Genomic DNA, 14163 nt, shown 5'->3' on the forward strand with positions numbered 1-14163 from the left:
AGATTTCTGTTTCATCTTCGCTCCTTGCGGCTACGATGAACCAGAAATCCTCCCTTCGTGAAGTCCCTCAATTTGTCTCAGGGGTGCTGACGGGAAACACTCTTTTACCTGAGGAACCGGAGCTACCGGAGAACGTTTGATATAGATCAACGCCGCCGATCCTCCGTGGTGTTGAATGCATAGCTATCTGCAGTTTCAATCGTGCGGCGCGTAGTGACGTGGCGAAGTACGAAATTTCTTGCAGCCCATTCGCGGTGATATGCGATGATCAAATTTAACGTTGTCAAAGAGCAGCATGGCTGGGCCATCCGGATAGATGAGCGCATGATTACGCCTTTCTGGTCGAGAGAGTTGGCGATCCGTGAGGCGAACTGTTTAGCCCGCGCCATCCGCTGCCATGGCGAGTGCGCGGAAGTAATTGTCGAGGATGCCGTCCCGAGCGAGCCGCTTTCGAAATCTACGGACCCAAGATTCGCCGAGGCTTGAGGCGCTCCCGAAGGATGGTGGGAGCGTGGGATGCTGGCGGGGCCAGCGGCCAGGCCCACGTTGAAGGTGCCTCAAGACCATGCTTTTCGATATCGACGACTTCGCGGGCCGACGCAGACCGCGCCTCAAAAGTGCGCTGAGCTTTCGGTTTCGGCCATGGCTGGAGCCACGTGGACCATCTCCGCCGTGGGGCGACGAAGCTCCGATCCGGGCTGAGCTGTTTAGTGTCGAGCGGCTTGAAGAACACGCGCGCAGCCTTGCCACCGCGCAAGCTTTGATGCCCGACCACGTGAAGGGCCCCTCATTGACGGCGAGGCTTGCAGGTAATGAGGCTGTGCTTCTGGTCGCCTACCGCGACATCGCCAAGGCTGTCGATTCGGGGGCGGCCATCACTCCCACGGCCGAGTGGCTGATCGACAATTTTCATGTGGTGGAGAAGCAGATCCGAGAGGTCCGGGTCGATCTACCACTTGGCTACTATCGCCAACTGCCCAAGCTCGGCAGCGGACCCTTTGCGGGGTATCCTCGCGTGCTCGGCGTGGCCTGGGCCTATGTGGCCCACACCGACAGCCTGTTCGACCCGGAGCTACTGCGTCGCTACCTGCGCGCCTATCAGGAAGTGCAGCCGCTGCGCATTGGCGAACTGTGGGCGGTGGCGACCACCCTGCGCATCGTGCTCGTCGAGAACCTCAGGCGGATCGCCGAGCGCGTCGTCGACAGCCGAGCCGGACGCGGCGCCGCTGACGTCGTAGCGGATCGGTTGCTGGGGATTGGCGGGCGCGTCGTCGAGCCAGCCGACGCCGTCCTTCCGCCGCATCCACAGACAACGCTCCCAGACAGTTTTCTCATGCAGTTGGTCCATCGCTTGCGCGATCAGGATCCCAGCATTGCGCCGGCGTTGGAGTGGCTCGACAAGCAACTGGCCCGGCAGGGAACGACTGCCGAAGCCGTCGTTCGCGGCGTGCACCAGAGGCAGGTCGCCGGCGCCGTTACAGTACGTAATATCATCACCAGCATGCGGCTCATCACCGACGTCGATTGGACAGAGCTGTTCGAGCGCGTCAGCCTGGTCGATGACGTTTTCAAGGCCGGCAGCGCCTTCGAACGCATGGATTTCCCGTCGCGCAATCTTTATCGCAGCGCAGTCGAACACCTCGCTCGCGGCTGTAAACTCAGCGAATTGGAGATTGCCCACGCGGCAGTGGAGACGGCGAGGCGCGCGATCGAGGCGAGTACCGATGACGGCAACGTCCGCCTGACAGATCCCGGTTACTACTTGATCGCGGGCGGGCGAGCCGGGTTCGAAGCGGCGATCGGATTCAGGCCGTCTCCGCTGGGCTGGCCGCGACTGGCCTATCGCGCACTGGGAATCGGCGGCTATGTCAGCTCCGGTGCGGTGATCGCAGCCGGCCTGCTGGCCATTCCGTTGTCTGTCGTCGCATCGGGTGGTCTGGAGTGGAGATGGCTGCTGCTGCTCGGTATTCTCGGGTTAATCCCGGCGATCGACTTGGCTGTTGCGGTCGTTAACTACCTTGTCACCCGAGGTTTCCGCGCCACCTTGCTGCCGGCACTCGAACTGCGTGGCTGTATCCCTGCGGACCTGCGCACTCTTGTCGCAGTGCCGACGCTGCTGACCTCGCTCAAAGAAATCGAAGAGCAGATCGGCCGGCTTGAGATCCACTACCTGGCAAGCGCTCAGGGCGATCTTCATTTCGCGCTGCTGTCCGATTGGCGCGATGCGCCAAGCGAGCACAAAGACGGCGACGATGAGTTGCTGGCCGCCGCGAAAGACGGCATCGCAAGGCTGAACCAACTCTACGGACCTGCACCGGGCGGCGACCGTTTCCTGCTGCTGCATCGGCGGCGCGTATGGAACGAATGCGAAGGCTGCTGTATGGGGTGGGAACGAAAGCGCGGGAAGCTCTGCGAGCTCAATCAGCTCCTGCGGGGCGCCAAGGACACCACATTCCTGGCACCCCCCCCTGTGCCTAACAATGTGCGCTACGTCGTTACGCTCGATGCGGACACGCGGCTCCCGCGCGAGACGGTCGGACGGCTGATCGGCAAGATGGCGCATCCTCTGAACCGGCCGCGCTTTGACGCAGACCTTGGGCGAGTCGTCGAAGGCTACGGTATCTTGCAGCCGAGGGTCACGCCTGTACTGCCGGTGGGGCGCGAAGGCTCGCTTTTTCTGCGCGTGTTCTCCCGCGCAACCGGCATAGATCCCTACGCCGCAGCGGTTTCGGACGTGTACCAAGACCTCTTCGGTGAAGGCTCCTATACGGGCAAAGGTATCTACGACGTGGATGCCTTTGAGGCGGCGCTACAAGGACGCGTGCCCGAGTCAACGCTCCTCAGCCACGATCTGTTCGAGGGAGTATTCGCTCGCGCCGGCTTGGCCTCCGATGTCGAGGTGGTAGAGGATTTTCCTCCTCGCTATGACGTTGCCGCTCTTCGCCACCACCGCTGGGCGCGAGGCGACTGGCAACTGCTACCTTGGATCTTGGGACGCGGGCCCAGACAGGCCGATCATCGGTCGCTGTCGGGGGTGCCCGCGATCGGCCGCTGGAAGATGCTCGATAACCTGCGGCGGTCGCTTGCTGCACCGGCGGTTGTTGCGGCCCTGATCGCTGGATGGGCCATGCCGCTCGAAGCAGCGGCGGTCTGGACCGGTTTCATTCTATCGATGATCGTCCTGCCTCCACTTATTCCAGTGATCGCTGAGATCGTGCCGCGCCGCCCTGACGTGACACTGCGCAGTCATGTCCGGGCTCTGGGCGCGGAGATACGCATTGCGCTTATCCAGTCTTGCCTGATGATCGTTTTCCTGGCTCACCAGGCTTGGCTGATGGGTGACGCAATCCTTCGCACCTTGGTGCGGCTCACGGTTACACACCGCAACCTTCTCGAATGGGTCCCTGCGGCCCACGCGGCGTTCGGGCCGCGTCCACGCGCGTTGGGTTTCTACCGCCGAATGTCAGGAGCCTTGGTTATCGGCGCCGTGGCCATGGGCGTGGCGTGGTTCTGGGGAGGACAAACGTGGCCCTTGGCCGCCGTGTTCGCGGGCGCCTGGTTCGCCTCTCCGACCGTCGCACTTTGGGCGAGCCTGTCGCCTCGAGTCTTGGGCCGGCGTCCGCTGGCCGAGGCCGACGCACATAGTTTACGCCGTATAGCCCGAAGGACATGGCGCTTCTTCGAAGCATCAGTCGCACCGACCGACAACATGCTTCCGCCCGACAATTTGCAGGAAGCTCCAGAGTTCGTGGTAGCCCATCGCACATCCCCGACCAATATCGGCCTCTATTTGTTGTCGGTGGCGTGTGCGCGGGACTTCGGATGGATCGGGACCCTCGAGGCTGTGGAGCGGCTCGAGGCGACACTCGCGACCATGGATCGGCTGACGAGGCACCGGGGTCACTTCTTCAATTGGTACGACACACGTGACCTGCGTCCGCTCGATCCGCAGTACGTGTCCTCGGTCGACAGCGGGAACCTTGCTGGGCACCTGATCGCACTCGCCAACGCATGCCGTGAATGGAGCACCTTGGCCACGGCGGAGCGGCAGCGCATCCAGGGCGTGGCGGACGTTCTCGACCTGGTCCGGGACGAGGCTCACCGGTTGCGCGCCCTGCGCAAGTCCCGGGCGGTGTCATGGCGGCGGCTCGATGATGAGATCGGGCGGCTGGCGTCTAGCCTGGTTCAGACGAGCGCCCGCGCCATTGGCATCGAACAGTGGCTCGCGGACCTTTCCGAACAGGCGGCGACCCTGGCCGACGCCGCCCATCAGACCGTTCTCGAAGAAAGCGACCAGGCGGGCGCGGACCTCCAGTTCTGGGCGGATGCAGTAGGTGTCTGCATAGAAAGTCACCGGCGCGATCTCAGCGCGGCTCGCGCAGCCTCTTTGGATGCGCGGCTGAAGTCGCTGGAAGAAGCCGCGCGGTCGACGGCGCTGTCGATGGAGTTTGACTTTCTGCTCGACCCCGACCGGCTGCTGCTCTCGATTGGATATAGGGTGCCTGAGAGCGAGCTCGATCCGCGCTGTTATGACCTTCTCGCCTCGGAGGCGAGGCTGGCAAGCTTCCTGGCCATCGCCAAGAGGGATGCACCGGCGCGGCATTGGTTCCGGCTGGGCCGTGCGGTGACTGCGGTAGCAAATGGCGCAGCACTGATCTCGTGGTCGGGCTCGATGTTCGAGTACCTGATGCCTTCCATCGTCATGAGGGCACCGGCCGAGAGCTTGATCGAGCAGACCAACCGGCTGATTGTCCACCGCCAGATCGAGTATGGAACGACGATGCGGGCGCCATGGGGCGTCTCTGAGTCCGCATACAACGCGCAAGATCTGGAGTTCACCTACCAATACTCCAACTTCGGCATTCCAGGTCTCGGCCTGAAGCGAGGTCTCGCGGACAATGCCGTGGTCGCTCCCTACGCCACCGCCCTTGCGAGCATGGTCGACCCCCGGGCCGCCGTGGAGAACTTCGAGCGGCTCGAGGCTCTCGGCGCCCGCGGCCGTTACGGTTTCTACGAGGCGCTGGACTTCACGCGAGCCCGGGTCCCGGACGGGGCTCGCGTGGCCATTGTGCGCGCTTTCATGGCCCACCATCAGGGCATGACGATCACCGCGATCGCCGATGCCCTGCTGGACGGGTTGATGCGAAAGCGCTTCCATGCCGAACCGATCGTTCAAGCGACAGAGTTGCTCCTGCAGGAGCGCGTGCCACGCGAGGTCACGGCGACCCCGCCTTTGGTCTCGGATGCGATGTCGGCGGCCAGGATCCGCGAGATCGAAGGACCCGGCACTTGGCGAAAGGCCAGCCCGTACACCGCTACGCCGGCCACGCAGCTGCTGTCGAACGGTCGCTACTCGGTGATGCTCACGGCGGCCGGGTCCGGCTATAGCACCTGGCGCGACCTGACTGTGACCCGCTGGCGAGAGGACGCCACCTGCGACGATTGGGGCTCATACGTCTTCTTGAGGGACATCGCGAGCGGCAAAGTCTGGTCGGCAACCTACCAGCCGACTGATACCGAGCCTGAGGCGTGCGAGGTCACCTTCAACGAGGATCGCGCTGAGTTCACGCGTCGAGACGGGACGCTGACGACCAACATGGAGGTGCTGGTTTCCGCCGAAGACGATGCGGAAGTGCGCCGCGTGACCATCTCCAACCTCGGCGACCATCTGCGCGAGATTGAGGTGACTTCCTATGTCGAACTGGTTCTGGCGTCACAGGCTTCAGACGTGGCACACCCCGCGTTCTCGAAACTGTTCATCGAGACCGAGCATCTCGCTGGTCTTGGCGCCATATTGGCGACGAGGCGGCGGCGGACGCCCACGGAGCCGCAGGTCTGGGCTGCGCACCTGGCGGTTGTCGACGGAATAGCGGCGGGCAAGCGCGAGTTCGAGACGGATCGCGCGCGGTTCCTGGGTCGCGGCGGCAGTATTCGCGCACCGGGCGCAGTCATGGGCGGCCGGCCTCTCTCCCGTTCGACTGGTGCGGTGCTCGATCCAATATTTGCCCTTCGCCGCCGGGTGCGGATCGCGCCCGGCGCGACGGCACGGATCGACTTCTGGACGATGGTCGCTTCCTCACGCCAGGAGATCCTTGATCTTGCCGACAAGCACCACGATGTCGGCGCCTTCGAGCGCGCCGCCGCACTCGCCTGGACGCAAGCCCAAGTGCAATTGTATCACCTCGGCATTACTCGCGGCGAGGCCGGACAGTACCAGCGTCTGGCGGGTCACCTCGTCTACGCGGCGCCCGTGCTGCGCCCACCGTCGGAAACCATCGAAAGCGGAAGTGGCGGGCAGCCGGGTTTGTGGGGCATGGGCATATCTGGCGATCTGCCGATCATCCTGGTCCGCATCTCCGACATCGACCAACTCAATGTGGCGCGCGAGGCGCTCCAGGCGGTGGAATATTGGCGGATGAAACGGCTTGCGGTGGATTTGGTTATCGTCAACGATTTGGCCTCCTCCTACGTTCAGGATCTCCAGATCGCGCTGGAGACCCTGGTCAGGGCCAGCCAGTCCCGGCCCCAGATTGGAGAAGATGGGCCACCCGGGCACACCTTCATGCTGCGCGCTGACCTGACCTCGCCGGAGGCGCTGGGCCTTCTTGCGTCCGTCGCGCGTGTTATCCTGATGGGAGCGCGCGGACGGCTTGCCGATCAGCTTGAGCGCGCGCCCGTAGCCAGGCCCTTGCCCCGGACCACGGCACAGCGTGCATTGCCTGCTTCCGAACTTCAGATCTCGCGACGACCGCCTGGCGTGGAGTTCTTCAATAGTCTGGGTGGCTTCGCCGAGGGTGGCCGCGAGTATGTGACGATTCTCGGCCCTGGCCAATCGACGCCAGTGCCGTGGATCAACGTGATCGCCAATCCGGCCTTTGGCTTTTTGGTGTCCGCGCAAGGCGGCGGTTACGCTTGGTCCGTGAACAGCCGCGAGCATCAGCTGACGCCTTGGTCCAACGATCCAGTAACTGATCAACCGGGCCAGGCTTTCTATCTTCGGGATGAGGAGACCGGCCGTCTCTGGTGCCCCACGGCGCTGCCGATCAGGGACGAAGCGGCCACCTATTCGGCGCGCCATGGATGGGGTTACAGCCGTTTCGAGCACACCTCGCACGGCATCGCTGCGGAGCTGCTTGAGTTTGTGCCGCTCGCCGATCCGCTGAAGATCTCGCGCTTGAGAATGCGTAATCTTTCCGGCCGCACCAGACGGCTGTCGGTGACGGGTTACGTGGAATGGGTTCTCGGCGCGTCCCGCGGTGCGGCGGCGCCATCGATAATCACACGTATCGATCCGAGAAGCGGAGCGATACTTGCAAAAAACCTGTGGAATCCGGCCTTCGCGAGGCGCTCCGCTTTTGCAGACTTGGCCGGGCGCCAAACGAGCTGGACAGGCGATCGGCGAGAATTTATCGGCCGTAATGGCGCGCTCGCCTGGCCGGCGGCGCTGATCAACGGGGCTCAGCTGTCAGGGCGGGTCGGCTCCGGACTCGATCCCTGCGCCGCGCTCCAGACCATGGTCGAGATCGAGCCGAACGGTGTTGCCGAAGTTGTCTTCTTCCTCGGCGACGCCGAGGACGAGGCGGAGGCGCAGTCGCTGATCGCGCGCTACCGTCAGGCGGACCTGGACGCCGTGCTCGCCGAGATTCGTGGATTTTGGGATGAGATCGTCGGCGCAGTCCAGGTCAAGACGCCGGACCGGTCGATGGACATCATGCTCAACGGCTGGCTCGTCTACCAAACGCTCGCCTGCCGCGTCTGGGCGCGATCGGGTTTCTACCAAGCCAGTGGCGCCTATGGCTTCCGGGACCAGTTGCAGGACTGCATGGCGCTCGCCACGATCCGCCCATCGATCACCCGCGAACATCTGCTCAGCACCGCAAGCCGCCAGTTTATCGAAGGCGATGTCCAGCACTGGTGGCTTCCGCACTCAGGCCAGGGAGTGCGCACGCGCATATCGGACGACCGCGTCTGGCTCGCCTACGCCGTCGCGCACTATGTGAGGGTTACCGCCGACGCCCTCGTGCTCGATGAAGTCGTCCCCTTCCTGACGGGCCAGGCGCTGCAGCCAGGTGAGAGCGACAGCTTCTTCCAGCCGACCGTCTCGGGCGAGACCGCCTGCCTCTACGAGCATTGTGCCCTTGCGCTGGACGCGAGCCTGGCGATCGGCAACCACGGCCTTCCGCTAATTGGCGGCGGCGATTGGAACGACGGCATGAACCGCGTCGGCGAAGGCGGCCGGGGCGAGAGCGTCTGGCTTGGCTGGCTGTTGCACGCCGCTCTCGACGCCTTCGTAACCATTGCCGATGCACGCGGTGACGTGACGCGGGCGGCGAACTGGCGCGAGCATATGCAAGCGCTGAAGACTGCCTTGGAAAGCGAAGCCTGGGACGGCGACTGGTATCGGCGGGCTTGGTTCGACGATGGCACTCCGCTCGGCTCGGCAACGAACGAAGAGTGCCGCATCGACTCAATTTCACAATCCTGGGCCGTGATCTCCGGCGCGGCGCGGCCCGACCGCGCGGCCCAAGGTATGAGGGCCGTCGACCGCGAGTTGATTCTGCACCACGACGGGTTGGCATTGCTGTTCACGCCGCCGTTCGACCGCTCGCCGCTCGACCCTGGTTACATCAAGGGCTATCCGCCGGGCATCCGCGAGAATGGCGGCCAGTACACCCATGCCGCCCTCTGGTCCGTGATGGCTTTTGCAGGCCTCGGAGATGGCGACAAGGCAGCAGCGCTGTTCTGGATGCTCAATCCGATCAACCACGCCCGAACGCGCATCGACATGCACCGCTATAAGGTGGAGCCCTATGTCGTCGCCGCCGACGTCTACGCAGCATCCGGCCATGTCGGGCGCGGTGGCTGGACCTGGTACACGGGCTCGGCTGGCTGGATGCAGCGCGCAGGCGTCGAGTGCATCCTTGGACTTCGCATCGAAGGCAATGTTCTGCATCTTGACCCCTGCATTCCCAGGTCCTGGCCCCGTTTCGAGATCACACTCCGCCACGGCGCGTCACGGTACGAGATCGTGGTCGAGAACCCGCAAAGCGTGCAGCGAGGCGTCGTGGCGGCGGAGCTAGATGGCGCGAAGATCGCCGCGCGGCCGCTCGCCTTTCCACTCAAAGACGATGGCGGCATCCATCAGCTGCAAGTCCGGCTGGGATAACCCTGCTACGCTTCCGGTTGGCATCAACGGCCTGCACCTTCCTGACGGACCTCAACAGCGGATATCCGTTGCGAGCGTCGACAATACGGCGCCTTCGCGGATGGCACGCTGCAATGAATGGAAGAAGCTCGCCGACAACGCCAAGCCGTTCTATGCAAGCTGAGATGAGCAACAGAAGTGACGGTTTGCCGAGCGTCTGTTTGATGGCGATCGTGAGCGCGAACACGATTTGAACTAGCGTGAAGAAAATACCGCACAGCGAATGTGGCGTTGCCGTTTGTCGGCACTCGTGTCTGGCATGAATCAAGAGACTAGTGATCGCCTGCGCTTTTTACGGCGCGCTCCCTGCATTTGATCGATATCAAAAACTGCTGGTGCCGCGCGATGTAACCTTCCACCAAGGATGACCATTATGTTGATCTACAATTCATCAAAGGGATACGGCGCGATACCGCAGGCAGCACACTGGTTGACGGTCATTCTTGTCGTAATTGCCTGGACTCTCGGGATTTTCGGCGATGATTTGCCCAAAGGACCGCAGCGTGATGCTGGGCTCTTTGTTCATATATCCGCGGGACTCGCTGTTTTAATCCTGCTTGTCGTTCGGTTAGCATGGAATGTGTTCAACCCACCGCCGTCTGCCGGGCCGACAACGCTTGGTGCCTGGTCCGTCCGTTTAGGGAAGGCGGCTCACTACCTGCTCTATGCGCTGCTGATCGCGGTACCTGTCGCCGGGATCGTGCTGCAGTTCGCGCGCGGCGAACCCATTCCGATATTTGGATTGGCCGAAATTGCATCGCCTTGGGTTAAGGACCGAGCATTCTCGGGGAGCGTCAAAGAAGTACACGAGATCCTTGCCCATACGCTAGTGATTGTCGCAGGCTTTCATGCCGCAGCGGCCCTTTTTCATCACTGGGTTCTTCGCGATCGGACACTCGCAAAAATGCTCCCTCATTTCGATGAATAGCTGAGTTTTGATCCGAAAAATATACGCGACGACTTGAGCGTACTGTCAAGATGCGAACAATTTAGGAAAGCACATGAAACATATTCGGGCTTTCTGCCTTATGGCAATCGTTGGATTGGTCGTCGGCATTGGCGATGCATCGTCCCAAACGCCGGATCCAGTGGCCAAACGTATTGCAGAGCAATCAACTGTCGTGGAGAAGTCTTCCATCCTATCCAAGGTTAAAGTCTGGACACGCGCACGTTGGGAGGCCGAGAGGCAGCATTGGGTGTGAGATAATGCCAAATTCTACGCCCGCAGCAACAAGTGGTGAGAGCAAACAAGCGGCCGAAAATATTCTCTCCATGATCAGCGATAATTTCTCTTTCAATGCATGAACAATGCGAATTCAGCTCAGCTTGGTGAGCCGTCGGCATTAGCAAGGGCTCGATCTGAACCCGGGAGCGTTGGGCAGCAGGAAGGGTGCGCTGGGTTCGCGATCACCGAAAATTCTACGAGTACCGCGACAAATTACTTGAAGAGTCGCGCCTTCTACGATTTTCCGCGTATGATGGAAGAGGTCGCTTTTTTCGATGCCTGAATGATTTTTTCATAGTCGCATAGACTTCGCTGCCTCGCTGTTTTGAATTTTCCAAAATTTCCGCAGTGCGGCGAGATGGACCCCGCGCGCTTGTTGTCGAGCGCTTCGACAAGGTGATTTCCATGGCTAACCGAGGTTCGAATGGCCATGGATATTAGCACTGTGCAGCCAACGCGGCTCAAGCGACGGCTGGATCTGCCCTTGCTCGTGCTTTACGGTGCCGGGATCGCCATTGGCGCGGGTATCTATGTCCTGATCGGCGCGGTGGCTGGCCACGCTGGCGTTTATGCGCCATGGTCGTTCCTGCTTGCGGCCGCGGTTATGGGGTTTACCGTTGCCTCCTACATCGAGCTATCCACACGCTATCCGGTCAGTGCAGGTGAGGCTGCTTACGTAAGAGCGGCCTTCCAATCGCGGGTGCTCTCGACGTTGACCGGTCTACTGACGGTTGTCATTGCGATCGTGTCTTCTGCTGCCGTCGCGCTAGGATCAGCCGGGTATATTCAGCAATTTGTCGATCTCCCGCGAAGCCTCATTGTCATAATTCTGGTCGTCGGGCTCGGCGCCGTTGCCGCTTGGGGGATTCTGGAATCGGTGATTATCGCGAGCGTATTTACGCTGATCGAGGCCGGAGGATTGATCGCGATTATCATTGTCGCCGTTCATACTGACGTCCCGATCGTTGCTGCATTGGTGAATGCTCCGCCTATTGAGGACGTTGCTGCGCCACTTTCCTCGATGCCGGTTCGATCGAGAACCTGCCGTGTCACATGATCGAGATCACCGAAGCGATCCGCCTGCAAGCGATACGCAACGATGGCAACCAGTAGATGCCGTGGGAGGTGTGCCGGAGCCGACCCACCAAATACGCTCTGCCATCGTGCACGCAATCCCCTGAGATCGAGACCGCGCAAATGCGCGATCTCATCCTCGACAGATGTTTTAGTCGCGATACTACTCGCCCGACGCTTGCCGCGCATCGAGTCACGCCGCCTGCTTGACGCGATCCGCCTGAACGGACGCTGCTTTACCGTCCTTGATGCGATAGACGCGGCCCTTGTCGCTCTGTTCGGACACCAGATTGAGACCGAGCTTCTTGCGAACGACGCCGGCCAGAAATCCGCGCACTGAATGTTGCTGCCAATCCGTCACTGTCATGATCGCAGCGATCGTCGTTCCCGCAGGCGACCGCAACATTCCAAGGACGCGCGCGTGCTTGGTGTCGGGGCGCGTTACTGGTTTAGTTAAAGCGGATGCGGGCTGCGCGCGCGAATTGGAAGCTGGGCGAGCTGAGGCACCTTTACGCGCTTTGGGTTTTGGAGCCTTGCGAGCAATAGCCCGTGCTGCGGTTTTGGCTTTCGATTTGAGTTTGATCATGGGATCCTCTGAAGTCTGCGCGACGCCATCCGTCGCACCACCTCAGCCCCGCCTGGCATCTCGGCCGGCAGGGCAGGATCCCGGGCGCGCCTCAACGCGCTCGGGACACCCACAGCAACGCTCCATTCCCAACCGAATGCCAGTCTATTCCGAGCAACAAGATTGCTCATTGTCGTGAATTTGCTGGGGCTCCAAGTGCCAGCTTTCGACCTAAAGTGGCTCCTGGAACATCAAGCTCATAACCTGAAGGTCATAGGTTCAAATCCTATCCCCGCAACCAGTCAACAAGCCCTTGAGAAAATGATGTTTTCAAGGGCTCTTTGTTGTCCGGATTTTGAACCGAAATTTCGTTCGTGGAAGCGTCGTGAAAGCGGCAGGACGAAAGTCGCAGCGCGAAATCGACGGAGTCCGGCGTGACGTGATGACTCAATTGTGATCAGCTGGTCACCCGCCTCTAGTCGATCCGGGCAGCTTTGATCCGCCAAGGCAACTACGAGTCGCCAACTTTGCTCGCAAAACGGGGTCACTTCGGGGACTGATAAGAAAATGAGAAAAAGCTTATCAGTCTGCGACTGGATAGATTTCTAACAAAACCTATACAAGCGTTCGCGGCCCGTGCACCCGCGCAAGCCGTAAAGAATTTCGGCGACGGCACCGACGCAGCTTAGATCGTCGGACAAGGCAAGCCAGCGGGCCGATACCGGATCGGGCGTCAAAAAATATCCGGCCCCAGCACGGGGGATGCTGAGGCCGTTATTCATCGGACACCATGGGTGATGGCATCCGGTAGTGCATCGACAAGTTAACTAGCCGGCCTTGGTTCCACCGCATGTCGGCATTTCTTTCATCGGAGTGAGCAATATTGATCACCCACTCGGCAGCAAGAAGTGCGTGTTTGTCGCTCCGGATACACGGAAGGTCGCTACAGCGGTCAACTGCTGGCACCAACGCAAGGTAGCTTACCTGACTAGGTCTTCCCGCGCTGCTGATCGTTACGATCATTCGGGTCCGCCTCGGGAACCGATCTCCTTCGAGCCTGTTCGTAGGTAGTGCTTGTGATGTAAGGTAGTAAGTCGATAGCGGCTCGTGGGTCGGGTCAACCATGCGCGCTCGGGGGGTCAAATGGATCGCTTCATCCACCACGAAAACCTCGCGCATTTTCGACGGCTATTGGCTGAGACCGACGTGGCGACTGATCAGGTCCGGCACAAAGAACTGAAGCGGCTATTGGCTGCGGAAATAGCTAAAGGCGGGGTGCCTCCCCTTGCGGATGGTTAGCTTCTACCGCCGCCGTTTGCCCGACTTATTATCGAGGAGGCTGCAATGGATATTTTCGTACACAGACAGAATATATCGCGGTTTAGAGATTTGCTTCTCAGAGTAACGGATGATCAGCGCCAGCAAATTCGTCGATTGCTAGCAGAGGAGGAAGCCGAAGCCCTCCCTCGAAAATTGGGGCCACCCCTCGAATGACGAAATCAAACATTGGTTTACAGCAGGACCAGATCAAACCCGCGCGGAACGCTATGCGTTGGATGAAGTTTGTATTCGTTGGAGCCGCTGCAATTTTTGTAGGACAGTATCCGGTCCTTGCTCAGCCTCTTCGTGGCGATCCTGCATCTGGACGCCAGACCGCGACCACACAATGCGGTTCATGTCATCGCGTTCTGCCGATGCGATTTCCCGACAGAGGTGAGCCTTCGCCTGCCGACAAGGATGGACCCCCCAGCTTCCAGAGTGTCGCTGACCTACCATCGACGACCGGGCTTTCGCTGAAAGTATTCCTCCGTTCCAATCACAAGAATATGCCGAACCTCATTATTTCCGAGGCGGAAGCAGATGACATAATCGCGTATATATTGAGTCTCAAAAAGAAACAGGATTTGGACGCTCCTGTCCCGCGACCACACGATAAATAGGCCAGTACAATGCCCCCATCATATCTGACGCGCGATGGTATAAGAGGTGCCTGTTTGTTTCCCGTCAGCACCCCTGAGACAAATTGAGGGACTTCACGAAGGGAGGATTTCTGGTTCATCGTAGCCGCAAGGAGCGAAGATGAAACAGAAATCT

At 60.7% G+C, this 14163-nt stretch carries 8 protein-coding genes; 6 read left to right on the top strand and 2 right to left on the bottom strand.

Features of this window, described 5'->3' with window-relative positions:
• Positions 1-264: 264 nt before the first annotated feature.
• From ASC80_RS22805 to ASC80_RS23930, 5 genes are all read left to right on the top strand, one after another.
• Positions 265-486: a hypothetical protein gene (locus ASC80_RS22805; RefSeq protein WP_056302173.1), complete on the top strand. Its 222-nt coding sequence runs from the start codon at positions 265-267 to the stop codon at positions 484-486.
• A gap of 79 nt (positions 487-565) precedes the next feature.
• A complete protein-coding gene (locus tag ASC80_RS22810; RefSeq protein WP_082512730.1) occupies positions 566-9166 on the top strand; it encodes a GH36-type glycosyl hydrolase domain-containing protein in 8601 nt (2866 codons plus the stop codon).
• A gap of 412 nt (positions 9167-9578) precedes the next feature.
• Complete coding sequence (locus tag ASC80_RS22820) at positions 9579-10133, top strand: cytochrome b (protein ID WP_056302183.1); 555 nt, start codon at positions 9579-9581, stop codon at positions 10131-10133.
• A 73-nt stretch (positions 10134-10206) separates the two neighbouring features.
• The gene (locus ASC80_RS24270; RefSeq protein ID WP_210168422.1) at positions 10207-10407 is read left to right on the top strand and encodes a hypothetical protein; all 201 of its coding nucleotides are present in this window, start codon (positions 10207-10209) and stop codon (positions 10405-10407) included.
• 447 nt (positions 10408-10854) lie between these two features.
• Complete coding sequence (locus ASC80_RS23930) at positions 10855-11487, top strand: amino acid permease (protein ID WP_056302177.1); 633 nt, start codon at positions 10855-10857, stop codon at positions 11485-11487.
• On the opposite strand, the gene ASC80_RS23385 is transcribed toward ASC80_RS23930, so the two are convergent.
• Complete coding sequence (locus tag ASC80_RS23385; RefSeq protein ID WP_082512731.1) at positions 11376-11693, bottom strand: DUF2924 domain-containing protein; 318 nt, start codon at positions 11691-11693, stop codon at positions 11376-11378. The genes ASC80_RS23930 and ASC80_RS23385 overlap by 112 nt on opposite strands.
• Before the next feature lie 4 nt (positions 11694-11697).
• Positions 11698-12090, bottom strand: a complete 393-nt coding sequence (locus ASC80_RS24605) for a DUF3489 domain-containing protein (protein WP_082512732.1) — start codon at positions 12088-12090, stop codon at positions 11698-11700.
• Positions 12091-13625: 1535 nt separating this feature from the next.
• Between ASC80_RS24605 and ASC80_RS22835 the strand changes: the two genes are divergently transcribed.
• Positions 13626-14009 carry a c-type cytochrome gene (locus tag ASC80_RS22835; RefSeq protein ID WP_082512733.1) on the top strand — a complete coding sequence of 128 codons (384 nt, stop codon included), beginning with the start codon at positions 13626-13628 and terminating at the stop codon, positions 14007-14009.
• The last annotated feature ends 154 nt before the right edge of the window (positions 14010-14163 follow it).

Source organism: Afipia sp. Root123D2 (assembly GCF_001425835.1).
Taxonomy (GTDB): Bacteria; Pseudomonadota; Alphaproteobacteria; order Rhizobiales; family Xanthobacteraceae; genus Afipia.

Bases quoted from the DNA above. Each gene is read 5' to 3' on its own strand.
- ASC80_RS22805 (WP_056302173.1), top strand. From the start codon at position 265: ATGATCAAATTTAACGTTGTCAAAGAGCAGCATGGCTGGGCCATCCGG.
- ASC80_RS22810 (WP_082512730.1), top strand. From the start codon at position 566: ATGCTTTTCGATATCGACGACTTCGCGGGCCGACGCAGACCGCGCCTC.
- ASC80_RS22820 (WP_056302183.1), top strand. From the start codon at position 9,579: ATGTTGATCTACAATTCATCAAAGGGATACGGCGCGATACCGCAGGCA.
- ASC80_RS24270 (WP_210168422.1), top strand. From the start codon at position 10,207: ATGAAACATATTCGGGCTTTCTGCCTTATGGCAATCGTTGGATTGGTC.
- ASC80_RS23930 (WP_056302177.1), top strand. From the start codon at position 10,855: ATGGCCATGGATATTAGCACTGTGCAGCCAACGCGGCTCAAGCGACGG.
- ASC80_RS23385 (WP_082512731.1), bottom strand. From the start codon at position 11,693: ATGCGCGGCAAGCGTCGGGCGAGTAGTATCGCGACTAAAACATCTGTC.
- ASC80_RS24605 (WP_082512732.1), bottom strand. From the start codon at position 12,090: ATGATCAAACTCAAATCGAAAGCCAAAACCGCAGCACGGGCTATTGCT.
- ASC80_RS22835 (WP_082512733.1), top strand. From the start codon at position 13,626: ATGAAGTTTGTATTCGTTGGAGCCGCTGCAATTTTTGTAGGACAGTAT.